Raw genomic sequence first — 26261 nt, forward strand, 5'->3', positions numbered from 1 at the left:
GCCTGAGAAAACCTTTTCTCACTTGACGCAAAAGGTGGGAAAAGCTTTTCTCATGCTTAAATGAGGAGAAAGCGCGGTGAACATCGCGGGAGGAAAAAGAGGCCGGATCACCATCCACGACGTCGCGGCGGCGGCGGGGGTCAGCATTTCGACCGCCTCGAAGGCTCTGAACGAGACCGGTCGCATGAGTGCGGAAACCCGCGAGCGCGTAAAGCGCATTGCCGGCGAAGTTGGTTTCCGCCCGAATGCGCTCGCCCGGGGCCTCTTGAGCAAGCGCAGTTTCACGATCGGCCTGCTGACCAATGATACCTACGGGCGCTTCACGCTGCCTGTGATGGCCGGCATTTCAGAGGCGCTCGTCGATCACGGCGTATCGGTTTTTCTCTGTGCGATCGAAGATGATCCGGCGCTTGGCCAGATTCATGTCGACGCAATGCTCGAAAAGCAGGTCGATGGCATCATTGCCACCGGCAAGCGATTGGATCGGCAGCTTCCGGTCGATCTGTCGAACCTGCATGTCCCTGTCGTCTACGCGTTCACAGAGGGGACGCCGGCAAGCGTCACCTTCCGCTCCGACGACGCGCAGGGTGCGCAATTGGCGGTGGAGTGGTTGGTCAAAATGGGCCGTCGGCGGATTGCCCATGTGACTGGGCCGGAGAGCTTTTTTTCCGTCCGCGAACGCGCGGATGCCTATCGCGATGTCATTGGCGGTGAGGGCCTCGTCATGTTCGGCCATTGGGCGGAGGCCTGGGGGCACGAAGCCGTTGCAGAGATCTGGAACGGAGAGAGCGAAAAACCGGACGCCATCTTCTGCGGCAACGATCAGATCGCCCGTGGCGCTGTGGATGCGCTCCGCGAGCGCGGTGTTCGCGTGCCGGAGGATGTTTCCGTGGTCGGCTTCGACAATTGGGAGATTGTCGCCGGCCAGACGCGACCCCCGCTTACCTCCGTCGATATGGAGTTGAAGGAGCTGGGGCGCCAGGCCGGATTGACGGTTCTGGCGCTGGCGGAGGGACGCCCGGTGGAACCAGGCGTCAGGAAATTGCCGTGCCGTCTCGTGGTGCGGCAGTCATGCGGGGCCCAAAACCCCAGGAGATGAAGAGCCGGCGCGGAGGAGATGCGCCAATTTGGGAGGAAGTGCCATGATTAAGCGTCTGCTGGCTGCGACAAGCGTTGCCACCCTATGCCTGGTGTCCGGAGCATCGGCCGCCGAAAAGGTCGAAATGTGGGTCCGCACGGGTATCGGCGAGTCCTTCAAGAAGGTCGTCGAAGCCTACAACTCCAGCCACGAGAACCAGGTTGTTGCGACGGAGGTTCCGTTCTCGGAACTTGTCCAGAAATACGCAACGGCGATCGCCGGCGGCCAGGCGCCGGACGCCTTGTCGATGGACCTTATCTACAACCCGGCCTTTGCCGCTGCGGGACAGCTGGAAGACTTGACGGATTGGGCAAAGAAATTGCCCTATTTCAATTCGCTATCGCCATCGCATGTTCGCCTCGGCACCTATCAGGATCGCGTCTACGGCCTGCCGCTTTCTGTCGAAACGTCGGTCTTCGCCTGGAACAAAGACCTTTACAAGAAGGCTGGTCTCGACCCTGAAAAGGCGCCCGCGACCTGGGAGGAAATCACAACCAACGCCGAGAAGATCCGCAAGCTCGGTGACGATACCTACGGCTTCTATTTCTCCGGCGGTGGTTGCGGCGGCTGCATGATCTTTACGTTCACGCCGCTCACCTGGGGTGCAGGTGCTGATATCCTGTCGGCCGATGGCAAGACGGCGACGCTTGACACCCCGCAGATGCGCAAGGCCGTCGACTACTATCGCGACATGGTGAAGAAGGACCTTGTCCCGGCAAGTGCTGCCAGCGACAATGGTGCCAACTTCCTGACCTTTACCAACGGCAAGATCGGTCAACAGAGCCTCGGCGCATTCGCGATCGGCACGCTCGTCACCGAGCATCCCGACATCAACTTTGGCGTGACCCTCATCCCGGGCGTTGACGGCAAGCCGTCCTCCTTCGCCGGCGGTGACAACTTCGTCATCACCAAGGGCACCAAGAAGATCGATGCCGTGAAGGAATTCCTCGAATACATTTATTCGATGGACGGCCAGAAAGTCATGGCGAAGTACGGTAGCCTGCCGACCCGCGGCGATATCGCCGACAAGGTGCTCGCCGGTCTCGATCCAAGGATGCAGGTCGGCCTGAAAGCCATCTCGGTCGCAAAGACACCGTACACGCTGCAGTTCAACGATCTGATCAACAGCGCCAACGGTCCGTGGGCAACCTTTACGAACGCCGCCATCTTCGGTGACGACGTCGACGGTGCCTTGAAGAACGCACAGTCGGAGATGCAGTCGATCATCGACAGCGGCCAATAATCTCCCAACGGCCGTGGCCGGAGGGTGGTGGCAGTCCTCCGGCCGATTTTATCAGGAATGATGCGGAGTGTTTCGATGACCGTGACGGGTCGAAAGCAGACAGCATGCGTGCGCAGACGCGCCCCGAGACCGGAATGGACCGGTCTCCTTTATATCGCTCCGGCGATGCTTTTGGTGATCATGTTCTTCGTGTTGCCGGTCGCCTTCACCGCCTGGATGAGCCTTCACAACTGGCCGCTGATGGGGGCCTCGCGCTGGATCGGCTTCAACAACTACTTCCGCATGTTCAATGACGGCCGTTTCGTCGCGGCGCTGAACTTCACTGCCTATTACACGGTCATCGTGACGATCCTCATCTTCGCGGTCGCCTTTCCGCTTGCTCTTTTCGTCGAGCGGCAGCGGGCCTTCGTCAGTACCTATCGCACCGTCATCTTCCTGCCCGTCGTCGTCGGTTTAGCGTCGGCGTCGCTGCTGTGGGTATGGCTTGCCAATGTCGACAGCGGGTTCATCGGACCCGCCTTGAGGGCGCTCGGACTTGCCGAGAAGAGCCCCAATCTGCTTGCCACCTTCGACAGTGCATTCCTGACGATCTGCGTCATGGTGGTGTGGAAGATAGCCGGCTTTACAATGATCATCCTGCTGACAGGACTGCAGGCGATCCCGGCCGATCTGACGGAGGCCGCCGTCGTCGATGGGGCAAGCTGGTGGCAGCGGTTCCGTTTTCTGACGCTGCCGCTGATGCGCAGGACGATCGCGCTGGCGCTCATCATTTCCGTGACAGGGTCGATCCTCGCCTTTGATCAGTTTTACATCATGACCTCTGGCGGACCGCAAAACCGTATGATCTCCGTCGTCTACTACATCTTCAACCAGTCTTTCGTGTCCTTCAATCTCGGATATGGCGCGGCCTTGTCGATTGCGCTTCTCGCCATTCTCGTGGTCATCAGCGTCGCGCAGCTCTGGCTGCTGCGTGTTGGGGAGGAGGGCTGATGAGCCTCGTCACCGGTCGCAAGAGAAGCCGCGAAATCCGTGGGCAGGCCGCCTACCACGGCACCGGCATAGCCGTTGCCATTTTCTTTCTCGCTCCGTTTGTCATTACGCTGCTGGCCTCGTTCCGGCATGGAACGGAGGCGCGGCTGCCGCCGCTGCCGCCATGGCCGACAAACGGCATCAGTTTCGATTCCTACCGTTCGCTCGACAGTTTCGGCGCCGGCATTTTGCAGCACACCCTCAATTCGCTCATCGTGTCGCTTGCGACCGTTGTGCTGACCGTGGTGATCAGCCTGCTCGCCGGCTACGGCTTTTCGCGTTATCGCTTCCCGCTGAAGAATGTCTTCTTCATCCTGATCATCGCGACGCTGATGATCCCGTTCCAGTCGATCCTCACGCCGCTCTTCATCATCCTCGCCAGGCTCGGGCTCAACAATTCGCTCTTTGGCCTGACGTTGGTTTACGTGACGCTGCAGCTGCCGTTTTCGGTGTTCATGATGCGCAACGCCTTCGATGCGGTGCCGAAGGAGATCGAGGAAGCAGCGCGCATCGACGGCGCCCACGATCTGAAGATGCTCGTGCTGGTTCTGCTGCCGCTCGTACTGCCGGGTGTCGCGACGGTGGCGATCTTCGCCTTCCTCAATGCCTGGAACGAATTCCTGGCCGCGCTTGTGCTGCTTTCCAGCAACGAGAAATACACGCTGCCTGTCCTTATGATGGCGGTGCGCGCCGGTCGCCTCGGGGCGATCAACTGGGGTGCCGTGCAAGCGGGTGTCGCAGTCATGACCATCCCTTGCCTCATCGTCTTCCTGCTTCTGCAACGCTACTACATGCGCGGGCTCATGGCCGGCGCGGTGAAATGACTTCTAAAAGAGATGGATCAAGCCATGAACAAGTTGAAAAGAGACCGCCAGTTTCGTCCGCTTCCCGTGCCTGATGTCGATGTGCACGGCCTCTTCGGGGAGCGCCAGGACGCGATCTGCGATTCCACCGCTGAAACGCTGCTCGACCGTTGCGTCGAGGCGGGGATGTTGCGTGCGATCGATATCGACCAGCCGAGCCCCGGGATCGTGATCCCGATCGGCCCATGGGGTGGTTCTACGCAAATGTTCTGGGATAGCGATTTCGGCAAGTCGATCGAGACCGTTGCCTACTCGCTCTATCGCCGCGCCAATCCCGCTCTGGAAGCCCGCGTCGATGCCATCGTCGACATGTATGAGAAGCTGCAGGACAAGGATGGCTATCTGAATGCGTGGTTTCAGCGGGTTCAGCCCGACCGCCGCTGGACCAACCTGCGCGACCATCACGAACTCTATTGCGCCGGCCACCTGATGGAAGGGGCGGTCGCCTATTATCAGGCCACCGGCAAGCGCAAGCTGCTCGATATCATGTGCCGCTTTGCCGACTACATGATTACCGTCTTTGGTCACGGCCCGGGCAAGATCCCCGGCTATTGCGGCCACGAGGAAGTCGAACTGGCGCTGGTCAAGCTTGCCCGTGTGACGGGCGAGAAGAAGTATCTGGACCTTGCCAAGTTCTTCATAGACGAGCGCGGAACCGAACCGAACTTCTTCACCGAAGAAGCAATTCGTGACGGCCGCGATGCCGCCGACTTCCATCAGAAGACCTATGAATATGGCCAGGCCCATCAACCGGTTCGCGAACAGAAGAAGGTCGTCGGTCATGCCGTGCGCGCCATGTATCTCTATTCCGGCATGGCCGACATCGCGACGGAGTATAATGACGACAGCCTGACCGGGGCGCTCGAGACGCTCTGGGACGACCTGACGACCAAGCAGATGTACGTCACCGGCGGCATCGGGCCGGCGGCCGCCAACGAAGGCTTCACCGACTACTACGATCTGCCGAACGAAAGCGCCTATGCCGAGACCTGCGCATCAGTCGGCCTGGTTTTCTGGGCGAACCGCATGCTCGGACGCGGCCCGAACCGGCGCTATGCCGATATCATGGAGCAGGCGCTCTACAATGGCGCCATGGCCGGCCTGTCGCTCGACGGCAAGACGTTCTTCTACGAGAACCCGCTGGAAAGCGCCGGCAAGCACCATCGCTGGATTTGGCACCATTGCCCCTGCTGCCCGCCGAACATTGCCCGGCTGCTCGCCTCGATCGGCTCCTATATGTACGGGGTCGCGGAAGATGAGATCGCCGTCCATCTCTATGGCGAAGGCAGGGCGCGATTCAAGATGGCGGGCGCCGATGTCGCACTGACCCAGAAGACCCGCTACCCCTGGCATGGTGCTGTTCATTTCGACGTCAAGACGAGCAAACCGGCGCAGTTTGCGGTTTCGCTGCGCATCCCGGGATGGGCAAACGGCGCCACGCTTGCCGTCAACGGCGAGGCAATCAACATCGGTTCGGTCGACGTCGACGGTTACGCCCGCATCGAACGCGAATGGCGCGATGGCGACAAGATCGATCTGGACATCCCGCTGGAAGCGCGCTCCCTCTGGGCAAACCCGTTGGTGCGCCAGGACGCCGGACGCGCCGCCCTGATGCGGGGCCCGCTCGTCTATTGTGTGGAGGCAACGGATAATGGGGCGGGCCTGAACGGCATCCGGCTTGGCGAAGACATTGCGGCAAAGACGGCGGAGATCGCCGAGCTCGGTGGTGCGATTGCCCTCGATATTCCTGTGACGAAGGATGAGGCGGATTGGGGCGCGACGCTCTATCGCACCAGGCCTCCTGCGGCCGAGAAGGCGACAGCCCGTTTCGTGCCCTACCATCTCTGGGACAATCGTGCGCCCGGTGAAATGCTCGTCTGGGTCCGTTCCGCGACCCAGCGTGAGTGATGCAGCGTTAGTTCGCCTACTGTCGTCGCCGGCTTTATCTGCCGGCGACTGCCTTGGGTTGCCGCCGCGCCTGCGCTTTGATCATGCATACCCAATTGCGCCCGATCGCAAGACCGCTTGCATCTGATTCGCTCGCATGCTTGGCAGCAAGCCCCGCATAGCCTTCATGCCAGCCCGGCTCCATCTGCTCGATCCAAGCGGCAAATTCGGCCTTCCAGCTGTCGATCACCGATGCGCTGGCCTCGAAGTGGAACTGCGTGCCATACGCCGCGCGTCCAACGCGAAACGCCTGGTTCTCCGTCAGGCCGCTTGTGGCGAGACGCGTCGCGCCCTCCGGTAGCGTAAACGTGTCACTGTGCCACTGGAAGGTTGTGAAATCGTCCGGGAGGTCGGAGAGCAGTCCATCCGTCTGGCCCTCCTTGGACTTGCTGACTGCGTGCCAGCCGAACTCCAGTCCGGCGTTCAGATGGTTCTCCGCGCCGTAAGCACGCGCGAGAATCTGTGCGCCGAGGCAGATGCCGAGCACTGCCTTGTCGGCCTCGACGAAGTCGCGCATCAATTGCGCAAGCGTCGGCAGATACGGATAGTTCTGATCATCGATCGCATTCTGCTCGCCGCCGAGCACCACCAGAGCGTCATGACCGGCACTGCCCGCAGGCAGCTTGCCGTCGATCCAGGGACGGAAGCGCTCAATTTCTGCATTGGCCTCCGCCAGCGCCACGCCCAGCGAGCCAAGCGGCGTGCTCTTCATGTTCTCGATGACGGCGACCCGCATCAGCATCTCCAATACGATCTTCGACTCGGACAGGAACACCAAGCGCTCTACGATTGCAATATCGATTGCGCCACGCCTCGGCAGTTCTTAAATCGGCATGACGAAAGGAAACCTGACATGAGTGACGAGAAGGCCCGCGTGACTATCCTCTACTGCACCCAATGCAACTGGCTGCTGCGGGCCGGCTGGATGGCGCAGGAGCTTCTGCAGACCTTTGCCGACAGCCTCGGCGAGGTGGCGCTCATTCCTGGGACTGGCGGCAACTTCGAAATACGGGTCGATGACGTGCTGATCTGGGAGCGTAAGCGTGATGGCGGCTTTCCCGGTCCGAAGGAGTTAAAGCAGCGCGTCCGCGACATCATCGAGCCCGGCCGGGACCTCGGTCACGTCGACCGCGCCTCGCTGGAAAGCTGAGCCTAGTCGTAAGGTGAATTGCAGGTCTTGTAGATGCCTTCGTAAGTCACGAATCGGTCGGTCTTCGGATTGTAGGTCCGATACTGATTGCGGCACCAATCGACGTGAAATTGTCGTCCTTGCGTCTTAGGCTGCACCGTGCGCACTGGCGGCGGATCGTAATAAAGCGGTGCCGGTCCCCGCGCGCCTGGCCGATAGTAGGTCGGGCCGGTGGCCGTCGGCGGTCGATAGTTAGGCTGGACGTAGGACGGTCGGAACGATTGTACCGGCCCGAAGGTAAAGCAGCCGCGCGCATCGCACATGGTCGACCCCACAGGGACGATGTCCGACTGGCCGGCGACGGGCGAAAAGGCGCCAAGCGGCATCGCAAAGACCGCATTGGGCAGCAGCGAGAAGAGCGCAATCAGGCAGAGTTTGTGAAGGCCGGGCATCGGGCGATCCTTTCTTGCTGCATTTATATAGGGCCGATTATGTCGATCGCTACCGCTGCCTCAGATTGGGCCCTCGTCAACAGAGACCGGCATCAACGAGTTTTTTGCTGCCTGTCAGGAAAACTTTAAAAACCCTGTTGACAGCAAGAGGCCACGCCCGTACATGGCTCTCCGTCGCCCAGATGGCGGAATTGGTAGACGCGCAGGTTTCAGGTACCTGTGCCGCGAGGCGTGGAGGTTCGAGTCCTCTTCTGGGCACCATTCCATTTTGATCGTTATCCAGATCAAATACTTAGGCCTTTCCAATAAGTTGCGCTCACCACACCGTGTAACAAAGGTGAGTAACATGAGGCTGCAACTGGTGGCGCCGACGCAGCCGAAAAGATTCGGCCAATCCGCATTTATCCAGCGTATTCCAGCGACTTGAAGGCCAGTATGGTCGGCATGACGGTCGAAATGCCGCTTGGTACTGACGCTGTTCCCATCACCATCACCGACAAGATGCAGGCCATACGGTTGTCCCTACGCACGGCAGATGCTGGCGAAGCGAAGGCAGGCAGCAATCATTGCCTATCTTGAAGGCCTCTACCGCAACCTTCGGGCTACGCGCGGATCTCGCCGACCATAAACAATGCGTGGCGCTGTCCGGCGAATTGTATCGGTCTTGGCTGGCCGACCTTGAGACATCCCGGCGGATCACGTTTCAGGTCGAGGCAGAAGCGTCGTGGGATACGGCGTTGACTTGGAGGAAGAGGCCGTCGCTAGGGCCGTTGGTGAACCGGCTGTTGTTGAGGCGTGGTGTTACCTGAGCCTGTGCCATATAAATCTCGGCTCAATCCTAGGCACAATATATGCATATTTCTGCGCACATGAAGACCCCTTTGAGAACTGCACCCTCCCCGGCTCCCCCAATTTAAGACGAGGAACGGCCGGCGTCGCGGTGGCTCCGGCCAAGCCTCTCCCGTGATTACCGCAGGGCTTAATATCTAGCAGGGGCCTGGTTCGGGGACGATCATCTGGCCCAGAGAGTTCCGCCATCTGGCGCGGATTCATCAACAGTGCCTTGCGGCCCATCAGGCCCTACCGTCGCGAATCCCTTCCCGGAAAGACGATGGCAGATCCTGTATAGCCAGGCAGCGCTCATTCGCAACGGGCGGCGGACCGGGACGCATTGCCGACAGACAGTACCGTCTTTGCCTGGAGACGGAAGCGGTGCATCTCTTGCTTGCGCTTCTGTGCAAGAAGCGCTCGCGTGGCTCGACCGAAGGTCGTCACCGCCCCGGAAAGGACTGCCACCTCTTGCACTTTCGCCATCGGCAGTAGAGAATCTCACGCATTGCGGTATTGGTAATTGCAGAACTTAAAAGGGCAGATTGCCTTGATCATTCTCGAACAGCTCGATCATCTCCCCGACAAGAAGCGCCGTGAGCTGAGCCGCGTCGTGCAGATCATCTTCGAGGAGTTCGAGGACGCCCAGAAGAACAAGTTGTCGGACAAAGCCCGCGCCGGCCGAATCCTGAAACTGATCCTGTTTGGCAGTTTCGCACGTGGCGATTGGGTCGAGGATCGCGACAGCGGCTATCGTTCCGATTACGACCTGCTGGCCGTCGTCAACGTCGAGAGCTTCGCCGAGGAGAACGACGTCTGGCAGACGATCGACGATCGGCTGACACGGGAGTTCGCCGTCACCGGCCATCTTAAGACACCGGCCAAGGTGATTGCCCATAGCCTGGCCGACGTCAACGACAAGCTGGCGCGGGGACTGCCGTTCTTCATGGACATCGCCCGTGACGGGATCGTGCTCTATGAAACGCCCGGCCATCCGCTGGCCGCGCCGAAACCGCTGAGACCGGAGGCTGCTCGAGCGGAAGCGCAGCGGCATTTCGACCATTGGTTTTCTAAGTCGGGCGTTTGGCTTGAAACGGCAATCTATCAACTTGAGCGCTCCACCGGCGCGGACGATTGGCAAACCAATTCTGCATTCTTATTGCATCAAACGAGCGAGGGTCTTTACCATTGTGCCCTCCTCGTGGTCACGCTCTACTCCCCGAAATCGCACCGGCTCAGCGTGCTTCGAACGCATGCCGAACGGGTCGAGCCGCGGCTGATCGAGGCATGGCCTCGCGACAGCAAGTTTGCCAGGCGCTGCTTTACCCGGCTTGACCGCGCTTACGTCGATGCCCGTTATTCGCCGCATTACGAGATCACGACCGAGGAGCTTGCCTGGCTGGTCGGGCGGATCAAGGTGCTGCAGTCTCTCGTCAAGGATGTCTGTGAACAGCGCCTGCGCAGTTAAGGCCGGTCGAAGGCCCGACGGCAGGTGTTGCCGGCAGATGGCCCGCGCGCCACCGGATAGCAAGGTAAGCTACGCCGGCTCCCCCTTCACCGTCGCTACGATCCAGTCTATCCGGAGCCGCTGTCGAGCGGTCATATGCCGTAAGCCAGGATTATGCTGCATGGCCCAGAGTTGCAAGAAAGCCGCTACAACGGCTTCCTGTTTCTTCCGCGAAAAGACATCACCAACGCAGGTAACGACGTCCGATCAGGCTGCCGATTGCAGTCAAGGCCGCGATCGGCAGATAAGAGCGATGCAGTCGTGTGGGGTATGATCGAGCAGCCGCAGCATACGGTAGAGTTTCTGCGGGATCGTCAGCCCCTGCATATGGTCCATCGCGATTTCATCGTGCATGGGCGTGTCTCTACACATGAGTTAGCGAACGGAACAAAATGCGTCCGTCCGTAAGGCACCGGCGAGATTAGCCGAGAGGTAGAACGCAGGAGTCTCCGCAACAGCCGCCGCGACCGAACCGGCAAGCGACATGCCTGCTGCCAGTGCTTCGATATAGGCGGCACCACCGGCCGGCAGGCGATGAACCTCGACGCTCATATGAGCTCGGACGATCAGCGCATCTTGGCCGCACCAGTCGACAACCGGTCCGAGTTCAGATCGATGGCTGGCACGTCGCCGACAACGCAGTCTGCCTGTTCGAGAATGAATACAAGTTGCCGTTCGTCGATGCTTGGATCGGCGCTCATCTGGCGGCAGTTGCCGAACACGTCTTCCCACGCTGCTGGTGATCGGTCTGGCAAGCCGTCTCTCCGCCCTTGCCCTTCCTGGCATGGCAGTGGTGATCGAGTTATTCGTCTATCCCGATGCTTGGCCGACGCATGGCACCTGGGCCGTCTGCTTCCTCGTGATCATGGCCGGGGGGGCCAGGGCGACCATCGATCGACCACCTGATCGCGCGCCACTTTGGCGACGCCGCCCGATAGCTCAGCGGACCGGCTGATAGTGTCCGCGCCGCGGCACCTGCGTCCCGACGCTCTCCACGCCGTCACGATCGCAGACATAGACGAGGGTCGGCAGCCCGCCGGTACGGAAAATCTTATCGTATCCGCGGCGAAGCGGCCGCGTCTCCGTCCGGCAGTCATACTGTTCTTCGTCCTTCGGCTCCGGCTGTGCCTTGACGCCCGGCAGGTTCGCGTAGGGATAGACCGATTGGGCCTGTGCTTCGCCGGCGCGCCGCCAGTCCGTGGCAAAGCTTGCTCCCGGCGCCAGGCTTGCGCTGGCGGCCATGGCTATCAACAACGCTCTTGCGAACCGCATATTTGCCGCCTCGCCGGATATCGGACTTCATTTTCTTCGTGGATGTAGGCGCAACAGCGATCCGCATCAAGCAAGCGGATCACTCTGTCGGCCGTCATCTCGAAAACGTGACTTCGTCGAGGTGAGTTGCCTGCGGTGCTGCGTACGGCGGGGATACGCGTCTTGACGACGCAAGCGGAACGGAGTTTTGCGTGCTCTGCCGTAAGTTGGTCGCGACGGGGGGACGCAAGGGCCTGCAAGGTTCTGACGGTTTCTCTTGCAAATAGTTGCACGAATGAAGGCGCGGTGCTCTATCCGTGACTTTCGCTTTGATCTAAGCAGCCGGCCGATAGGCGGCGCGAGAGGACGGAACAGATGACGAGCTATGTATTGACGGTGACGTGCAAGTCGACGCGCGGGATCGTTGCGGCGATTGCGAACTACCTGGCGGATCAAGGCTGCAACATTGTCGATTCGTCGCAGTTCGACGACCTCGATACCGGCAAGTTCTTCACCCGTGTTAGCTTCATTTCAGAAGAAGGTGTGGGCCTTGCGGCACTGAAAGAAGGCTTCAAGCCGGTCGCCGAGAAATTCGAAATGGATGCTGAAATCCATGCTGGCGACAGCCGCATGAAGGTGCTTCTGATGGTGTCCCGTTTCGGCCACTGTTTGAACGACTTGCTCTACCGCTGGAAGATCGGTGCTCTGCCGATCGATATCGTCGGCGTGGTCTCCAATCATTTCGACTATCAGAAGGTTGTGGTGAACCACGATATCCCGTTCCACCACATCAAGGTGACGAAGGAAAACAAGCCGCAGGCCGAGGCTCAGCTCCTCGACCTCGTGGATCAGACCGGCACCGAACTGATCGTGCTCGCGCGCTACATGCAGGTCCTTTCCGACGCCATGTGCCGCAAGATGTCGGGCAGGATCATCAACATCCATCACTCCTTCCTGCCAAGCTTCAAGGGCGCCAACCCATACAAGCAGGCCTATGAGCGCGGCGTGAAGCTCATTGGTGCCACGGCGCACTATGTGACGGCGGATCTCGATGAGGGCCCAATCATCGAGCAGGATACGGCCCGCATCACGCACGCTCAGAGTGCGGACGACTATGTCTCTATCGGCCGGGACGTCGAGAGCCAGGTGCTGGCGCGTGCCATCCATGCCCATATCCATCGCCGCGTTTTCCTGAACGGCAACCGCACGATCGTATTTCCCGCAAGCCCGGGCAGCTATGCCTCCGAGCGCATGGGATGATCGCTGCGGCGGGTTGCCGTTGAGTGAGTGAGATCTCCTCGCTTGCCGGTGGCAAGGATTCGATTATCTGCTTAGTCTGCAAAATCGAATCATGCCGCGGGGGATGCCATGACTGACGAGACGCTTGCCGATCGCGCGACGTTGCCACGCCCTGACGTGAGCGCCGCGGAAGCTGGCGACATTCTTCAGTCGCGCTATGGCTTGTCGGGTACGATCACTGAGCTCGGCAGCCAACAGGACCGCAACTATCGTCTGGATACGGACGAGCGGCGCTACGTGCTGAAGATCTGCCACGTGGCGTACGCGACGCTGGAGCTCGAGGCGCAGAACGCGGCCATCCACCACATCAGTACGAAGGAGGGTGCACCGCGCGTCCCGCGGGTGATCCCGTCGACCGACGCCCAGGACATCGTTGCTGTCACCGTCCGCGATCAGACCTATCAGGTTCGCCTTCTGGAATATCTGGAAGGTGAGGGGCTGACGCATCGGAAGCATCTGCCGAAGGAGTCGGTCGCGGCACTTGGGGGGCTCTGCGCACGCCTGGCGCAGTCGCTGGCCGATTTCACGCATCCCGGTCTCGATCGCAGCCTGCAATGGGATTTGCGCCGTGCCGGTCCAGTCGCCGTCCAGCTGCTGTCGGCGATCACCGACAGCGCTGCGCGCGATCGCATCGCCAAGACGATGGTATCAGCCGTGCGGCGAATCCAACCCTTGGCGCCATCCTTGCGTCTGCAGGCCGTGCACCACGATGTGACCGGCGACAACGTCGTCAGCCGTCGCGACGATCGCGGCCACCTGGTTCCAGACGGCGTCATCGATTTCGGCGATATCATCCGCGGCTGGCTGATCGGGGATCTGGCGGTCACCTGCGCCTCACTGCTGCATCAGGCAGATGGCGATCCGCTCTACATTCTTCCTGCGGTAAAGGCATATCACGAGGTCTATCCGCTCACGGAAGAAGAGCTGCGGGCGCTCTGGCCACTGGTCGTTGCCCGCGCCGTCATTCTTGTCGCCAGCAGCGAGCAGCAGATCTCGATCGACCCCGAGAACGACTATGTTCGCGGCAATCTCGAACTTGAGCGCCGCATATTCGATACGGCGGTATCCGTTCCGTTCGAACTCATGGAGATCGCTGTCCTCAAGGCAGTCGGTATCGAAACGGCCGCGCTGTCGTCGGAGAACTGGCATCCGCTGTTACCCGATGTCGATCCAGCGACCATTTCCTTCGTCGATCTCGGTGTCCAGAGTCCGCATTTTGCCGCGGGCAACTGGTCGCAGGCCGACATGGATTGGCGGCTGCTTGCCCGCGCGGCCACGGAGACCGGTACCGCGGCGACGCGCTACGGTGAATACCGATTGTCGCGCTCGAAGCTTCGGAGCGCCGCCCCGTCTTCAACCTTCACACTGCATTCCGACATCTGCCTCGCAGGCGGCACCACGGTTGCTGCTCCATTCGCCGGGAAGGTGAGTTGGAAGAACCACCATTTCGTTCTGGCAGGCGAGGGCATCAGCCTTCATCTCGACGGAATTGAGCCGTCGCTTGAGGATGAAGCAGAGGTCAAAGCCGGGCAGTCGATCGGGACCGTCTCTGGCGAAGACGGCTCTCTCGGTGGACTGCGCGTGCAGCTCTCCACCCTGCAAGGCGCGGAGCCCCCGCTGTTTTGCGCCCCGCAGGAAGCGGTCGCCTGGTCTGAACTGTGTCCGTCGCCAGCCGGCCTTCTCGGCCCCGATGTGAATGCGCGGAAGCCGGTGTCGGCGGAACTGTTTGCGCTCAGGCAGGCCCATCTCGCAAAGCCGCAGAAGAACTACTACGAGATGCCGCCGCAGATGGAGCGCGGTTGGAAAGAGCATATGTTCGATGTCGAAGGCCGCGCCTATCTCGACATGCTCAACAACGTCACGATCCTCGGCCATGGCCACCCGCGCCTGGCCGAAGCGATCAGCGAACAGTTGCTGCGGCTGAACACCAATTCGCGATTCCACTATGCCGCCATTGCCGAATTTTCGGAGCGCCTCGCGTCACTTGCCCCGGAGGGGCTGGACACGGTGTTCCTCGTCAACAGCGGATCGGAGGCAAACGACCTCGCGCTACGGCTTGCTTGGGCTCACACCGGCGCCAAACACATGCTCAGCCTTCTCGAGGCCTATCACGGCTGGTCGGTTGCCAGTGACGCAGTCTCCACGTCAATCGCCGACAACCCACAGGCTATGACGACGCGGCCCGACTGGGTGCATGCCGTTCTCTCGCCAAATACATATCGGGGTGCCTTCCGTGGGTCGGAATCAACGATCCACTACCTGGAAGCGGTCGTTGAGGTCCTTGAGGCCATCGACGCAAAAGGCGAGGGGCTGGCCGGCTTCATCGCCGAGCCGGTCTTTGGAAATGCCGGCGGAATTTCGCTTCCGGACGGTTACCTTGCGGCGGTTTATGGGCAGGTCCGGGCTCGTGGCGGCGTCTGCATCGCCGACGAAGTGCAGGTGGGTTACGGACGGCTTGGGCACCATTTCTGGGGTTTCGAGCAGCAGGGCGTCGTCCCCGACATCATCACTGTCGCGAAGGGTATGGGAGACGGGCATCCACTCGGCGCTGTGATCACGACTAGGGCCATCGCCGGTTCACTGGAGAAGGAAGGCTATTTCTTTTCGTCCACGGGCGGCAGCCCGGTCAGTTGTGTGGCCGGTATGACGGTGCTCGATATCATGGCCGATGAAGGTCTGCAGGAGAACGCGCGCGATGTCGGCGATCACCTCAAGGGTCGTCTTGTGGCGTTGATCGAACGCTATCCGCTCGTCGGTGCCGTGCATGGCATGGGACTTTATCTTGGCCTCGAACTGGTCCGCGACAGAACGACGCTGGAGCCGGCGACCGAAGAGACCGCGGCAATCTGCACCCGACTCCTCGATCTTGGCGTCTTGATGCAGCCGACTGGCGATCACCTGAATGTGTTGAAGATTAAGCCGCCTCTCTGCCTGACAGTCGAGAGTGCCGATTTCTTCGTCGACATGCTGGAAAAGGTGCTCTCGCAGGGGTGGTAGGCCGTTTGTGGCAGCGTTAACCATTTCGGTCATTTCGAGGTTTTCCGTCTTTTAATCAAATGCCCCATTGCCGGAATCAGCAGCACTTCCTATGTCTGCTCCGTGATCGAAAGAGAGCTTCGGACCGTCACGCGAATTGCACAAAGACTTGATAGGGTTCTTGCAGTCAATTCGAGCATGATGGAATGAAATTTTCCGAATGGTCGATTTTTTGACATGTTTCGGAATATGTTTCTGACAGACTGCGATGTATAGTCTACCAATGAAGTAGATTAATAGCGCAGTCGTCGCCGGCCCCGGAACACCAGGGCCTCAAGCAAGCGCAACGCCAGAGAAAGGAACGAGACATGACTGACATCGATACTCTCGCCAATTTCCTTGGGCGATCCGTGCTTGGCAATGACCGTCCGGGCGCCCTCTCCCGCCCGAACTGTCGAATGTGACCTTCGTCCACCTTTACGGAATCAGACAAGTCAATTCGCCATCGCCAGCGCATACCGCGCGGCAGGAGTTCTACGCATGAAAAAGGAAGTAATCGAGTACGCAGGTGTTCCCGTCGGGATCGTCATCCCGGATGAGAACCGGTTGAAGTTCATCGCAGTGAAGTTTCACGTTCACGATCTGGACGAGCAGCATTTCAGCTCGCCGGCGGAAGTGAAGCTCGCTATCCATGATCTGATGACCCGCCGTCACCCGAAGCCCATCCATGCCTGAGAGCATGAAGCACGGCCTAACCAGCCTTGACGGATTTCAGACCGGTCTTGCCAAAGGTGAGGCCGGTCTTGTCTTTTGATCGCCGTTGCGGTCCTATCGCGCGCTCTTGCTTAAACAAGGATGACGCGCGTGCTCAATCTGATCACCGACATTGAAGGGGTCTCCGTCGGGAACGCGACGGATCTGAAGCTCGGCTCAGGTGTAACCGCAATCGTCTTCGACGAACCTGCGACGGCCTCCGGCGTGGTACTAGGTGGTGCTCCCGGCGGCCGCGACACAGCTCTTCTCGATCCGTCGATGACGGTCGGCGCAGTCGACGCCTTCGTGCTTTCCGGTGGTTCCGCATTCGGCCTTGACGCAGCAGGCGGCGTTCAGGCGGGTTTGCGGGAAGTCGGCCGAGGCTTTCCGGTCGGCGATGTGAAGGTGCCGATCGTTCCCCAGGCGATCCTGATGGACCTGCTGAACGGCGGTGACAAGAACTGGGGTCTGCAGTCGCCCTATCGCGACATGGGCTATGAGGCTTTCAAGGCGGCGGCGAAAGGGCCGTTCGCTCTCGGTACCGTCGGCGCTGGCGCGGGTGCAACGACCGCGACTTTCAAAGGGGGGCTCGGTTCGGCAAGTGCCGAAACCGGCGCCGGCCTGAAGATCGCGGCGATCGTTGCCGTCAACGCGCTTGGCTCGGCGACGGTGGGGGAGGGACCGCATTTCTGGTCGGCGCCCTTCGAGCAGAACGGAGAATTTGGCGGCCTTGGCTTGCCCTCGCCGATCTCTGAAGCTGACACCCGCATGCGGCTGAAGGGCATGAGTACCACGGCGACAACAATCGGCGCCATTGTCACCGATGCCGAATTGACCAAGCAGGAGGCCCATCGCCTGGCGATCATGGCTCACAATGGTTTCGCGCGCGCCATGCTGCCGGCTCATCTGCCGCTTGATGGCGATACCGTCTTTGCGGCCTCGACGGGCAGGAAGCCGCGGCTGGATCTTTCCGCTTTTCTGGAGCTCTGCCACTTTGCTGCAACGGTCATGGCGCGCGCCATCGCGCGTGGCGTCTACGAGGCCACCGTTCTTCCGGTGGCCGGCGCGCAAGAGGCTTGGCGAGACCGCTACCCGGATCGCGCAAGATCGCCTAAACAGGGCGACATTGCCTGAAGCGGCGGAGACCACGACATGCAGATCCGTGCCCTGATGTATTTCGACGAGCTGGTGCGCACGAACTCCATGCGCCAGGCCGCGGAGAATCTGAACGTCGCGCCGACGGCGATCAGCCGGCAGATCGAGAACCTGGAGTATCACTTTGGCGCGCCGCTTGTGGAGCGCAGCGCCCGCGGCGTCAAACTGACCGCTGCCGGCGAGTTGCTTGCGGCGCGCGCAGGGCGGACGCTGCGCGAACTCGATCACGTCGGCGAGCTTATCGAAGACCTGAAGGGGTTGCAGCGCGGCAAGGTCAGCATTTATGCCAACGGCGCCACCGTCGCCAATCTGCTCGCTCCGGCGCTGGCGGAATTCAGCCTGAAATATCCAAAGCTGCGCTTCGAGGTCGCGATCACCAGCGCGCGGCAGGCGATCGAAGCGGTCAACGGCGCGGAAGCCGATATTGCCGTGACGTTGTTCGCGCCTCCGTTGTCGGGCACGAAAGTACGACTGCGCTCGGAAATCGCCTATGATCTGATCGTTGCTCCAACACATGCCGTCGCGGAACGGCCCGAGATCCAGCTGAAGGATATCGCCGAGTACTCCTTGGCGCTTCCCGACCAGTCTTTCGGTTTCCGCCAGGCTTTCGATGCGCGCATCGAGAAGGATGGCCTTGATGTTGAGCCCGTCTTCGTCACCAGTTCGCTCGAAATGCTCAAGGAGCTGGTTTTGAGCGGCGCAGCCGTAACTCTGTTGCCGGCGTTGACTGTCCGTCGCGAGATCGAGGCAGGCCAGCTTCGCGCCATTCCCTTGGCCGGCAAGAATGCGATACGCACTTATGTCGATCTCTGCGTCGCTCCTGACCGCCAGCTTTCCTTTGCGGCAACAAAGTTGGTGGATTTTATTGAACGGTTCATGCGTGAGCGCGCGGAAACAAGTTTGCAGCCAAAGGATTAGCCTCATGGACTTGCTCGGAACACATCTTCGAGTGTAGCACTTTCGGCTACAGTGAGCACACATAATCGCCATTGTGTGTGCACTCCGAGAATGACACCTTAGCGCGCGTAAAGGTCATCGCCACGGCGGCGGCCAGACAGGGGAATATAATGATGAAGGTTTCGCTTGCGCCGTCGGCGCGGCTGGCTCGGCGGCTCTATCTCGGCGTGGCCGCTTCGGTCGGCGTCGCTCTGCTGGGGCTTACCCCGGCGGAAGCCGCCAAGACCACGCTGACCCTCGGTATGACAGTAGAGCCGACTGGCCTGGATCCAACGATTGCGGCCCCTGTCGCAATTGGCCAAGTGACATGGCAGAACATCTTCGAAGGCCTTGTCGCAATTGATGAGGACGGCAAGGTGCAACCGCAACTCGCCAAGAGCTGGGAAGTCTCCCCGGACGGCCTCGTCTATACCTTCAAGCTACAAACCGGCGTCAAATTTCACGATGGCGAGGCTTTCGATTCTGCCGCGGCGAGGTTCGCGCTTGATCGTGCTCGCGGTGCCGATTCGGTAAATCCGCAGAAGCGCTTCTTCGCTTCGATTGCTTCCATCGAGACGCCCGACCCGGAAACGCTCGTCCTGCATCTCTCGGCTCCAACGGGCAGCGTCCTCTATTGGCTCGGTTGGCCAGCCTCCGTCATGGTGGGGCCGAAGTCTGCCGCCGCAGACAAAACGACGCCTGTCGGCACCGGCCCGTTCAAGTTCGTGAACTGGGCAAAGGGCGACAAGGTCGAGCTCGAAAGGAACGCCGACTATTGGAACAAAGATGATGCGGCAAAGCTCGACAAAGTGACCTTCCGCTTCATCGCCGATCCGCAGGCCCAGGCCGCGGCGTTGAAGTCGGGCGATGTCGACGCCATTCCGGAATTCGCGGCGCCCGAGCTGATGAGTTCGTTCGATGGCGATGCCAAGCTGGTGACTAAGATCGGCAATACCGAGCTCAAGGTCGTGGCCGGCATGAACAACGCCAAAAAGCCATTCGACGACAAGCGCGTGCGTCAGGCCCTGATGATGGCGATTGACCGCAAGACGGTTGTCGACGGTGCTTGGTCCGGCCTCGGCACGCCGATCGGCAGCCACTACACACCGAATGATCCGGGTTATATCGATCTCACCGGCGTTCTGCCCTACGATCCCGAAAAGGCCAAGGCACTGCTTGCCGAAGCCGGCTATCCCAATGGTTTCACCTTCACGATCAAATCGCCGCAAATGGCCTATGCGCCACGAAGCGCACAGGTCATGCAGGCAATGCTGGCTGAAATCGGCGTGACGGTGAACATCGAGCCGACCGAGTTTCCGGCCAAGTGGGTGCAGGATGTCATGAAGGACCGCGCCTACGAGATGACGATCGTCGCCCACGCAGAACCGCTCGACATCGACATCTACGCTCGTGATCCATACTACTTCAACTACAAGAATCCGGCTTTCAACGACCTGATGACGGAGGTGCAGGAAACCTCGGATCCTGCAGCGCAAGCGAAGATCTACGGAGAGGCTCAGAAGATTCTGGCCGAGGATGTGCCGGCGCTCTATCTCTTCGTCATGCCCAAGCTCGGCGTCTGGGACAAGAAGCTGAAAGGTCTCTGGGAAAATGAGCCCATTCCCTCGAACGTCCTCACGAAGGTCTCCTGGGAAGACTGATTGCGGATGGGTGGTATGGCGGGGCGGCAAACAGTACCGGACGTGAAATGATAGCCCTTCTGTCCCGTCGTCTTGTTGGTCTGATCGCAACGCTCGCCGTCGTTTCCCTGTTGATCTTTGCTGTGATGGATCTTCTGCCGGGCGATCCGGCCTCCATCATGCTCGGTACGTCGGCTTCGCCGGAAACGCTGGCAACTCTCCGTCATGAACTTGGTCTCGATCAGCCGCTCTTGTGGCGCTATGGTGAATGGCTCGCCGGCGTATTCCGCGGCAATCTCGGCCAATCCTATACCTACGGCGTGCCGGTGGCCGGGCTGATCCTTGAGAGATTGGCGGTGACGCTCCCCTTGGCGCTGATGGCAATTGCGCTCTCCGTCGCCATCGCCATGCCTCTGGGTGTCCTGGCGGCCGCGCATCGCGGTGGGCTGCCGGATGCAGTGGCTTCGGTATTTTCGCAGATCGGCATCGCCGTTCCCGGTTTCTGGGTGGCCCTGTTGCTGATCATGCTCTTCTCGACTGCGCTCGGCTGGATGCCGGCTGGAGGTTTCCCGGGGTGGGGTGTCGGCATCTTGCCCGCTTTCAAGGCACTTGTTATGCCCGCAATAGCGCTCGCCTTGCCGCAGGCAGCCGTCCTGACGCGCGTCACGCGTTCCGCCGTTCTGGAGACCATGCATGAGGATTTCACGCGAACAGCGCTTGCCAAGGGACTGTCGAAGCGCCGGGTCCTGTGGCGCCATTCGGTGCCGAATGCCCTCGTTCCCGTTTTGACGATCCTGGGCTTACAGTTCACTTTCCTGGTCGCGGGCGCGGTTCTTGTCGAAAACGTTTTCAACCTCCCAGGCCTCGGTCGGCTTGCCTATCAGGCGTTGTCGCAACGCGATATCATCGTCATGCAGGATGTCGTGCTGTTCTTTGCCGCGCTCGTTGTTGTCATGAACTTCATCGTCGATCTCTCCTATTTGGCGATCGACCCGCGCTTGCGGAAAGGCGTCTGATATGGCGCCTATCGTATCCAATCAAATGAACGCTCGGCGCCGGCGATTTGAAATTAGCCGGAGAACGGGTCTGGTGGTGGGCGGCGGGATCATTGCTGTTCTTGTTGTCGTCGCGTTGCTGTCGCTTGTCTGGACACCGCTGCCGCCGGCAAAGATGCAGATCGTTCACAAGCTGCAGCCGCCCTTGGCGTTCGGCGTTCTCGGCACCGACCAGTTTGGCCGGGACGTCCTTTCGATGATGATGGTCGGCTGCTGGAATTCTCTTTCGATCGCCATCGCCGCCGTGTTGATCGGCGGGACGCTCGGATCAATCGCCGGTATCGCGGCCGCCGCCGTGCGGGGCACATTCGAAACATTGCTGATGCGCGCCTGCGATGTCGTCTTCGCATTGCCGCCGATCCTCTCGGCAATGATGCTGGGAGCCTTTCTCGGTCCGGGTCGACTGACGGCGATCACTGCAATCGCGACATTTATGATTCCCGTGTTTGCGCGGGTCACGCTTGCCACAGCCCTGCAGGCGTGGAGCCGCGACTATGTGCTCGCCGCTCGCGCAATCGGGAACAGCCGCTTCACGATCTCCGTCCGACACGTGCTGCCCAATATCATCAGCCAGATCATCGTCCAGGCGACGATCCAATTGGGGCTGGCAGTGCTGACGGAAGCGGGCCTCAGCTTCCTTGGCCTCGGTATCGCGCCACCGGCTCCTACCTGGGGCCGTATGCTTGCTGACGCACAAACTTACCTTGCGCTCGCGCCGTGGCTGGCAATCCTGCCTGGGCTTGCCATCGCGCTCTGCGTCTTCGGCTTCAACATGCTTGGCGATGGGCTGCGCGACATGCTCGACCCTCGCGAGGCGAATCGCCGTTAGTTTTCGAAACCACAGCCTCGGGTGACCATGCCATGTCCGAAACCGACTTAACGATCCGTGACTTGAGGCAGCGTTTTGCCGATCGCAGCCTGTCGCCGCTCGAATATTGGTTGGCGTTGGAGCGACACATCGAAGCGTGGGAGCCCGCCATCTGCGCCCTTTACGCCTACGATCCAGAGGCGGCGCGCAAGCAGGCGCAGGCTTCGACCGACCGATGGATGAAAGGCGGGACACTCGGCCCGCTCGACGGCATCCCGGCGACGCTGAAGGAGTTAATCGCCACCAAGGGGCAACCGGTGCCGCTCGGGACCAGAGCCGTCGACTTGGTGCCTGCGACCGAGGATGCCCCCGCCGCCGCGAGGCTGCGCGAGGACGGCGCCGTGATCTTTGCGAAGACAACCTGCCCGGACTATGGGATGCTCTCCTCAGGCCTCTCGAGCTTCCATCCTCTGAGCCGAAATCCCTGGGATACGACGCGCAATCCTGGAGGATCGAGCGCCGGGGCCTCTGCCGCGGCCGCCGCGGGTTACGGACCTCTGCACGTCGGTACCGATATCGGTGGCTCGGTGCGCTTGCCGGCTGGCTGGACAGGCATCTTCGGCTTCAAGCCGAGCCACGGCCGCATACCTGTCGATCCGTTCTATGTCGGCCGCTGCGCCGGGCCAATGACACGCACCGTCGAGGATGCCGCCTACGCAATGGCCACGCTCTCGCGCCCTGACTGGCGTGATGGCACCAGCCTGCCCCCGAACGATATCGACTGGATGGACCTCAACACGGATCTCCGCGGCCTAAGGATCGGGTTGATGCTCGATGCGGGATGTGGCCTTGCGGTCGACGACGAGGTACGTGCGGCGGTCGAGGTGGCCGGTCAGCGGTTTGAAGATGCGGGCGCAATTGTCACTCCGGTTCAGCCTGTTCTGACGCGGGTGATGCTCGACGGACTGGACACATTCTGGCGTTCCCGCTTCTGGGGCGATATCGAGAATCTGAGCCCGGAGCGTCGAACCAGAATTCTGCCTTACATCTACACTTGGGCCGAAGGCGGCGCCTCCATCAGCGGTGCCGAGGCCGTCAGGGGCTTCAATCGGACGATCGAGATGCGCAAAAGCTGCGGCCTGCTGTTCACGAAGGTCGACGCCGTGATTTCGCCAACCAACCCCATTGTCTCCTATCCGGCAGACTGGGCTTCGCCGACGAACGATCCGACGCGTCCCTTCGAGCACATCTGCTTCACCGTGCCGTGGAACATGTCCGAGCAGCCCGCCGCGTCGATCAACTGCGGTTTCTCGCGATCCGGAATGCCGATCGGCCTGCAGATCGTCGGTCCGCGCTTCGACGATATGCTGGTGCTGAGGCTGTCGAAGGCTTTCGAGAGCTGGACAGGCGGTGTTAGGTCATGGCCGAAGCCGCCGGTCAGGTGACCGGGCGGCGATAGCCCGTCGGCTGCTGGTAAAGCCAGCCGATGCGCTTGATCGCCTCCTCGAGGTTTTCGCGAGCAACCGTCATCGTATGTCCGTTGGCATGAATAATCGTTTCCGAATCTTCCAGAACGGCAACATGACCCTTCCAGAAAACCAGGTCGCCTCGGCGCAGTTCCGACCGACCGATCGGCTCCCCAAGGTTTGCCGACTGCATGTCGGTGTCGCGCGGCGCGCTTCGTCCGGTCATCAGCATCGAAAGCTGGACGAGGCCTGAGCAGTCGATGCCAAGCCCGGAGCGACCGCCCCACAGGTAAGGCGTCTCGATGAATCGGCTTGCCACGTCGACATAGTCGCCCCCTTCGCCTGCGCCGATCGGCTGCAGATGCTTGGCAAAGATCGCCGTGCCGTCTTCCAGCATCGCATAGCGGTTGCCGCGCGTTTCGGCCTCGCCGACAATCCGAACCCGGCTGCCCATGGACAAGATGCTCTTGTGGGGCTTGCGCAGCTCGGCTTCCAGATAGAGAAACGTCCGCTGAACCGTGACGATATGCGTGGGCTCGACCAGCGCACCCGAAAGGGCGGCTTCCGGCAGATAACCGACATAGCCATCGGAGGCGGCCTTGACCCAGCACCAGCCCTCTGCACGGTCGAACACGGTGACGTCCTCGCCGAGGAGCAGTTCGGTATCGATTCCCTTGGCGAGATCCGGCGCGGGTCTGAGCCCAACGACCGGCACGCCTACACGGGCCCGTGTGCCAGGAACGAAGCGCAAGGCTTCCACACGTCCTTCCAGTCCAGCCTCGGCGAGGTCCGGTCGATAGGCATGAAGGCGGCGATCGAGCATCGTCATCGTATCCCTTTCACGGTGTCAGGCGGCGACCCTTGTCGCGCACGAGATCACCAAGCTTTTCCAGATAAAGCGCCCCGCCGACGGTGCGCTTTATCACGACGTTTCGCCGGTCGCGTTCGTCGCGCACACGGTCGACCAGACCCATATCTCCCATCGTATCCAGTGCCCGTGTAATGACAGGCTTGGTCACGTTGAGCGTCGACGCCAGGCCGCGCACGGTATGCGGCGGCGGCACGAGATAGATATGCAGCAGGATCGCCATCTGGCGCAACGTCAAATCGCGATCGTCGAGCCTCACTTGATCGAGCGTCACACCATGCCACAGGCCCAACGCCTGCGAAGCCGTCAGTTCGATCGGCATGGGTCCTCCGGAAACTCGTTACGCTCGCGTTCCATTTTCCGGCAGTGCACCGTCCGAAGCAATGGGGCGGCAAACGTTGCCGCCCGTCAAGGTAAATAAAATTTTAACGATCGTCGCCTAGCGCACGCTCTGCCGGATGTGATGGTAGAGCGCGCGAATTGCCTGCGCCTCGCCGCCGCCAGGAGAGTGCGGTCGTTCGGACGGCGCCCAGCCGTAGATATCGAAATGCGCCCAGCGCGTAGTGTTGGAGACGAAGCGCTTGAGGAACAGGGCGGCAGTGATCGCACCCGCCATGCCGCCCGCCGGCGCATTGGTGATGTCGGCAAACTTGGCGCGAATGTCCTTTTCATAGCCGGCGTAGAGCGGCAGCCGCCAAAGGGGATCGTCCGTCTCGAGGCTTGCTTCAGTCAGGTCCTGAGCGAGTTCGGCATCATCGGTAAAGAAGGGTGGCAGGTCGGGACCGAGCGCCACGCGGGCAGCACCCGTCAGCGTCGCCATGTCGATCAAGAGGTCCGGCGCGTCCTCATCTGCATAGGCAAGCGCATCTGCGAGGATCAAACGGCCTTCGGCGTCCGTATTGTCGATCTGCACCGTCAGCCCCTTGCGGCTCCGGTAGATGTCACCCGGGCGAAAGGCATTGGACGAGATCGAGTTTTCGACGACAGGAATGATCACCCTGAGATCGACCTTGAGCTTGGCGTCCATGATCATCAAGGCGAGGCCCATGACGTTTGCCGCGCCACCCATGTCCTTCTTCATCAGCAGCATCGAAGACGCCGGCTTGATATCGAGACCGCCGGTATCGAAGCAGACGCCCTTGCCGACGAGCGTGATCTTGCGGTGCCCCTTCTTGCCCCAACGCAATTCGAGCAGGCGCGGCGCATCGGCGCTGGCGCGGCCGACGGTATGGACGAGCGGAAAGTTCTGTCGGAGGTCGTCGCCGCTGACGACATTGATCTCGGCCTTGTAGTGGGCCGCCAGGCCGCGGAAGGCTGCTTCCAATTCGTTCGGCCCCATGTCGTTGGTCGGCGTATTGATTAGGTCGCGTGCCAGGAAGACGCCGGCCAGCTGCCGCTTGATGTCAGCTCCATCGGCATCGCGCGGGATCGTTAGCGTGGGCGCCGAGGTCTTCTCCGATTTGTACCGGTCATAGCGATAGCTGCCGAGGCCGAAGCCAAGTGAAAGGCGGTTTGCCGTGAGCGGCGCCGTTTCGATGTGCCAGTCGCCGGCCGGCAGCGCGCGCGCAAGCTTGCCGGTGATGTAGGGTTGTTCGGACGGATTGGTGCCGAGCCCGAACAGCGCGCCACCGAGATGACCTTCGTCCGTCGGAATGAGCAGCAGCGAGCCGCTCTCGGCCTTGTAGCCCGCCTTCTTGGCCCAATCGAGTGCGATCGGGTCGATCGTGCCCGTTTCGATATGCGCCGGGGTGACGGCAAAGATCGGCAGCGTCGAGCCGCCCTTGCTGTTGAACGGTGTCGGTCTCTCGATGAACTGATAGGGTGCCATGAGTATCCTTTGGGGCGTCCGGGAATCGCGTCTTAACGGTCTGTTAGGGTTAACAGATTATTGCTGGAGTGAAGATTGCGTCAAAACCTT

At 60.8% G+C, this 26261-nt stretch carries 24 protein-coding genes, 1 tRNA gene and 1 pseudogene; 18 read left to right on the plus strand and 8 right to left on the minus strand.

Annotated features, from left to right (window positions below):
* The first annotated feature begins 76 nt into the window (after positions 1 to 76).
* The 5 genes from FHX09_RS02715 to FHX09_RS02735 all read left to right on the plus strand — a co-directional run bounded on the left by FHX09_RS02715 (position 77) and on the right by FHX09_RS02735 (position 6181).
* A complete protein-coding gene (locus FHX09_RS02715) occupies positions 77 to 1099 on the plus strand; it encodes a LacI family DNA-binding transcriptional regulator (RefSeq protein WP_007798284.1) in 1023 nt (340 codons plus the stop codon).
* A 43-nt stretch (positions 1100 to 1142) separates the two neighbouring features.
* Positions 1143 to 2381: a sugar ABC transporter substrate-binding protein gene (locus tag FHX09_RS02720; RefSeq protein WP_132589342.1), complete on the plus strand. Its 1239-nt coding sequence runs from the start codon at positions 1143 to 1145 to the stop codon at positions 2379 to 2381.
* Between the two features lie 75 nt (positions 2382 to 2456).
* Positions 2457 to 3371, plus strand: a complete 915-nt coding sequence (locus FHX09_RS02725) for a sugar ABC transporter permease (protein WP_132589344.1) — start codon at positions 2457 to 2459, stop codon at positions 3369 to 3371.
* Entirely contained in the window at positions 3371 to 4234 is an 864-nt protein-coding gene (locus FHX09_RS02730; RefSeq protein WP_132589346.1) for a carbohydrate ABC transporter permease, read from the plus strand. The genes FHX09_RS02725 and FHX09_RS02730 overlap by 1 nt, the downstream gene beginning before the upstream one ends.
* Positions 4235 to 4258: 24 nt before the next feature.
* Positions 4259 to 6181, plus strand: a complete 1923-nt coding sequence (locus FHX09_RS02735) for a glycoside hydrolase family 127 protein (RefSeq protein WP_132589348.1) — start codon at positions 4259 to 4261, stop codon at positions 6179 to 6181.
* Between the two features lie 34 nt (positions 6182 to 6215).
* On the opposite strand, the gene FHX09_RS02740 is transcribed toward FHX09_RS02735, so the two are convergent.
* A complete protein-coding gene (locus tag FHX09_RS02740) occupies positions 6216 to 6956 on the minus strand; it encodes a type 1 glutamine amidotransferase (RefSeq protein WP_132589493.1) in 741 nt (246 codons plus the stop codon).
* Between the two features lie 117 nt (positions 6957 to 7073).
* On the opposite strand from FHX09_RS02740, the gene FHX09_RS02745 reads away from it, so the two are divergent.
* On the plus strand, positions 7074 to 7370 hold the full coding sequence (locus tag FHX09_RS02745; RefSeq protein ID WP_132589350.1) for a SelT/SelW/SelH family protein: 297 nt from the start codon (positions 7074 to 7076) through the stop codon (positions 7368 to 7370).
* A gap of 2 nt (positions 7371 to 7372) precedes the next feature.
* Here FHX09_RS02745 and FHX09_RS02750 read toward each other — a convergent pair whose 3' ends face one another.
* Positions 7373 to 7735, minus strand: a complete 363-nt coding sequence (locus FHX09_RS02750) for a BA14K family protein (RefSeq protein ID WP_244423786.1) — start codon at positions 7733 to 7735, stop codon at positions 7373 to 7375.
* A gap of 242 nt (positions 7736 to 7977) precedes the next feature.
* On the opposite strand from FHX09_RS02750, the gene FHX09_RS02755 reads away from it, so the two are divergent.
* A tRNA-Leu gene (locus FHX09_RS02755) sits at positions 7978 to 8062 on the plus strand.
* Positions 8063 to 9179: 1117 nt separating this feature from the next.
* Positions 9180 to 10097 carry a HEPN domain-containing protein gene (locus FHX09_RS02760; protein ID WP_132589354.1) on the plus strand — a complete coding sequence of 306 codons (918 nt, stop codon included), beginning with the start codon at positions 9180 to 9182 and terminating at the stop codon, positions 10095 to 10097.
* Positions 10098 to 10361: 264 nt separating this feature from the next.
* Here the strand turns inward: FHX09_RS02760 and FHX09_RS30270 are convergent, their stop codons facing one another.
* Together FHX09_RS30270 and FHX09_RS02765 are read right to left on the minus strand one after the other, a co-directional pair.
* Complete coding sequence (locus FHX09_RS30270; RefSeq protein ID WP_281040951.1) at positions 10362 to 10490, minus strand: hypothetical protein; 129 nt, start codon at positions 10488 to 10490, stop codon at positions 10362 to 10364.
* 21 nt (positions 10491 to 10511) lie between these two features.
* The gene (locus FHX09_RS02765; RefSeq protein WP_007798318.1) at positions 10512 to 10688 is read right to left on the minus strand and encodes a hypothetical protein; all 177 of its coding nucleotides are present in this window, start codon (positions 10686 to 10688) and stop codon (positions 10512 to 10514) included.
* A 50-nt stretch (positions 10689 to 10738) separates the two neighbouring features.
* On the opposite strand from FHX09_RS02765, the pseudogene FHX09_RS29610 reads away from it, so the two are divergent.
* Positions 10739 to 11074: pseudogene (locus FHX09_RS29610) on the plus strand (DoxX family protein); the annotation flags it as partial.
* A 1-nt stretch (position 11075) separates the two neighbouring features.
* Here FHX09_RS29610 and FHX09_RS02775 read toward each other — a convergent pair.
* Positions 11076 to 11408 (minus strand): hypothetical protein, encoded by a 333-nt coding sequence (locus FHX09_RS02775; protein WP_132589356.1) that lies wholly within the window; start codon positions 11406 to 11408, stop codon positions 11076 to 11078.
* A gap of 354 nt (positions 11409 to 11762) precedes the next feature.
* Here FHX09_RS02775 and purU point away from each other — a divergent pair, with 354 nt between their 5' ends.
* The 9 genes from purU (at position 11763) to FHX09_RS02820 (ending at position 23454) form a co-directional block, all read left to right on the plus strand.
* The gene (gene purU / locus FHX09_RS02780) at positions 11763 to 12647 is read left to right on the plus strand and encodes a formyltetrahydrofolate deformylase (protein WP_007798326.1); all 885 of its coding nucleotides are present in this window, start codon (positions 11763 to 11765) and stop codon (positions 12645 to 12647) included.
* 108 nt (positions 12648 to 12755) lie between these two features.
* The gene (locus FHX09_RS02785) at positions 12756 to 15683 is read left to right on the plus strand and encodes an aminotransferase (RefSeq protein WP_184449276.1); all 2928 of its coding nucleotides are present in this window, start codon (positions 12756 to 12758) and stop codon (positions 15681 to 15683) included.
* A 519-nt stretch (positions 15684 to 16202) separates the two neighbouring features.
* Positions 16203 to 16397, plus strand: a complete 195-nt coding sequence (locus FHX09_RS02790; RefSeq protein ID WP_007529092.1) for a hypothetical protein — start codon at positions 16203 to 16205, stop codon at positions 16395 to 16397.
* 120 nt (positions 16398 to 16517) lie between these two features.
* Positions 16518 to 17549: a P1 family peptidase gene (locus FHX09_RS02795; RefSeq protein WP_132589360.1), complete on the plus strand. Its 1032-nt coding sequence runs from the start codon at positions 16518 to 16520 to the stop codon at positions 17547 to 17549.
* An 18-nt stretch (positions 17550 to 17567) separates the two neighbouring features.
* On the plus strand, positions 17568 to 18488 hold the full coding sequence (locus FHX09_RS02800) for a LysR family transcriptional regulator (protein ID WP_132589362.1): 921 nt from the start codon (positions 17568 to 17570) through the stop codon (positions 18486 to 18488).
* 149 nt (positions 18489 to 18637) lie between these two features.
* Positions 18638 to 20167 (plus strand): ABC transporter substrate-binding protein, encoded by a 1530-nt coding sequence (locus FHX09_RS02805; protein ID WP_184449278.1) that lies wholly within the window; start codon positions 18638 to 18640, stop codon positions 20165 to 20167.
* A 47-nt stretch (positions 20168 to 20214) separates the two neighbouring features.
* Positions 20215 to 21162, plus strand: a complete 948-nt coding sequence (locus FHX09_RS02810; protein WP_132589364.1) for an ABC transporter permease — start codon at positions 20215 to 20217, stop codon at positions 21160 to 21162.
* Between the two features lies 1 nt (position 21163).
* Positions 21164 to 22030, plus strand: a complete 867-nt coding sequence (locus FHX09_RS02815) for an ABC transporter permease (protein WP_037083579.1) — start codon at positions 21164 to 21166, stop codon at positions 22028 to 22030.
* Between the two features lie 32 nt (positions 22031 to 22062).
* A complete protein-coding gene (locus FHX09_RS02820; protein ID WP_132589366.1) occupies positions 22063 to 23454 on the plus strand; it encodes an amidase in 1392 nt (463 codons plus the stop codon).
* Here the strand turns inward: FHX09_RS02820 and FHX09_RS02825 are convergent.
* The 3 genes from FHX09_RS02825 to FHX09_RS02835 all read right to left on the minus strand — a co-directional run bounded on the left by FHX09_RS02825 (position 23447) and on the right by FHX09_RS02835 (position 26171).
* Positions 23447 to 24304, minus strand: a complete 858-nt coding sequence (locus FHX09_RS02825) for an NlpC/P60 family protein (protein WP_132589368.1) — start codon at positions 24302 to 24304, stop codon at positions 23447 to 23449. The genes FHX09_RS02820 and FHX09_RS02825 overlap by 8 nt on opposite strands.
* A 10-nt stretch (positions 24305 to 24314) precedes the next feature.
* On the minus strand, positions 24315 to 24665 hold the full coding sequence (locus tag FHX09_RS02830) for a MarR family winged helix-turn-helix transcriptional regulator (protein WP_132589370.1): 351 nt from the start codon (positions 24663 to 24665) through the stop codon (positions 24315 to 24317).
* Positions 24666 to 24782: 117 nt separating this feature from the next.
* Positions 24783 to 26171: a M17 family metallopeptidase gene (locus FHX09_RS02835; protein ID WP_132589372.1), complete on the minus strand. Its 1389-nt coding sequence runs from the start codon at positions 26169 to 26171 to the stop codon at positions 24783 to 24785.
* Between the last annotated feature and the right edge of the window lie 90 nt (positions 26172 to 26261).

The organism is Rhizobium sp. BK538, assembly GCF_014197575.1.
In the GTDB taxonomy this organism is placed as follows: Bacteria; Pseudomonadota; Alphaproteobacteria; order Rhizobiales; family Rhizobiaceae; genus Rhizobium.

Coding starts and splice junctions, on each gene's coding strand:
- FHX09_RS02720 (WP_132589342.1), top strand. CDS start 1,143: ATGATTAAGCGTCTGCTGGCTGCGACAAGCGTTGCCACCCTATGCCTG.
- FHX09_RS02725 (WP_132589344.1), top strand. CDS start 2,457: ATGACCGTGACGGGTCGAAAGCAGACAGCATGCGTGCGCAGACGCGCC.
- FHX09_RS02730 (WP_132589346.1), top strand. CDS start 3,371: ATGAGCCTCGTCACCGGTCGCAAGAGAAGCCGCGAAATCCGTGGGCAG.
- FHX09_RS02735 (WP_132589348.1), top strand. CDS start 4,259: ATGAACAAGTTGAAAAGAGACCGCCAGTTTCGTCCGCTTCCCGTGCCT.
- FHX09_RS02740 (WP_132589493.1), bottom strand. CDS start 6,956: ATGCGGGTCGCCGTCATCGAGAACATGAAGAGCACGCCGCTTGGCTCG.
- FHX09_RS02745 (WP_132589350.1), top strand. CDS start 7,074: ATGAGTGACGAGAAGGCCCGCGTGACTATCCTCTACTGCACCCAATGC.
- FHX09_RS02750 (WP_244423786.1), bottom strand. CDS start 7,735: ATGCCGCTTGGCGCCTTTTCGCCCGTCGCCGGCCAGTCGGACATCGTC.
- FHX09_RS30270 (WP_281040951.1), bottom strand. CDS start 10,490: ATGCACGATGAAATCGCGATGGACCATATGCAGGGGCTGACGATCCCG.
- FHX09_RS02765 (WP_007798318.1), bottom strand. CDS start 10,688: ATGAGCGTCGAGGTTCATCGCCTGCCGGCCGGTGGTGCCGCCTATATC.
- FHX09_RS02775 (WP_132589356.1), bottom strand. CDS start 11,408: ATGCGGTTCGCAAGAGCGTTGTTGATAGCCATGGCCGCCAGCGCAAGC.
- purU (WP_007798326.1), top strand. CDS start 11,763: ATGACGAGCTATGTATTGACGGTGACGTGCAAGTCGACGCGCGGGATC.
- FHX09_RS02785 (WP_184449276.1), top strand. CDS start 12,756: ATGACTGACGAGACGCTTGCCGATCGCGCGACGTTGCCACGCCCTGAC.
- FHX09_RS02790 (WP_007529092.1), top strand. CDS start 16,203: ATGAAAAAGGAAGTAATCGAGTACGCAGGTGTTCCCGTCGGGATCGTC.
- FHX09_RS02795 (WP_132589360.1), top strand. CDS start 16,518: ATGACGCGCGTGCTCAATCTGATCACCGACATTGAAGGGGTCTCCGTC.
- FHX09_RS02800 (WP_132589362.1), top strand. CDS start 17,568: ATGCAGATCCGTGCCCTGATGTATTTCGACGAGCTGGTGCGCACGAAC.
- FHX09_RS02805 (WP_184449278.1), top strand. CDS start 18,638: ATGATGAAGGTTTCGCTTGCGCCGTCGGCGCGGCTGGCTCGGCGGCTC.
- FHX09_RS02810 (WP_132589364.1), top strand. CDS start 20,215: ATGATAGCCCTTCTGTCCCGTCGTCTTGTTGGTCTGATCGCAACGCTC.
- FHX09_RS02815 (WP_037083579.1), top strand. CDS start 21,164: ATGGCGCCTATCGTATCCAATCAAATGAACGCTCGGCGCCGGCGATTT.
- FHX09_RS02820 (WP_132589366.1), top strand. CDS start 22,063: ATGTCCGAAACCGACTTAACGATCCGTGACTTGAGGCAGCGTTTTGCC.
- FHX09_RS02825 (WP_132589368.1), bottom strand. CDS start 24,304: ATGACGATGCTCGATCGCCGCCTTCATGCCTATCGACCGGACCTCGCC.
- FHX09_RS02830 (WP_132589370.1), bottom strand. CDS start 24,665: ATGCCGATCGAACTGACGGCTTCGCAGGCGTTGGGCCTGTGGCATGGT.
- FHX09_RS02835 (WP_132589372.1), bottom strand. CDS start 26,171: ATGGCACCCTATCAGTTCATCGAGAGACCGACACCGTTCAACAGCAAG.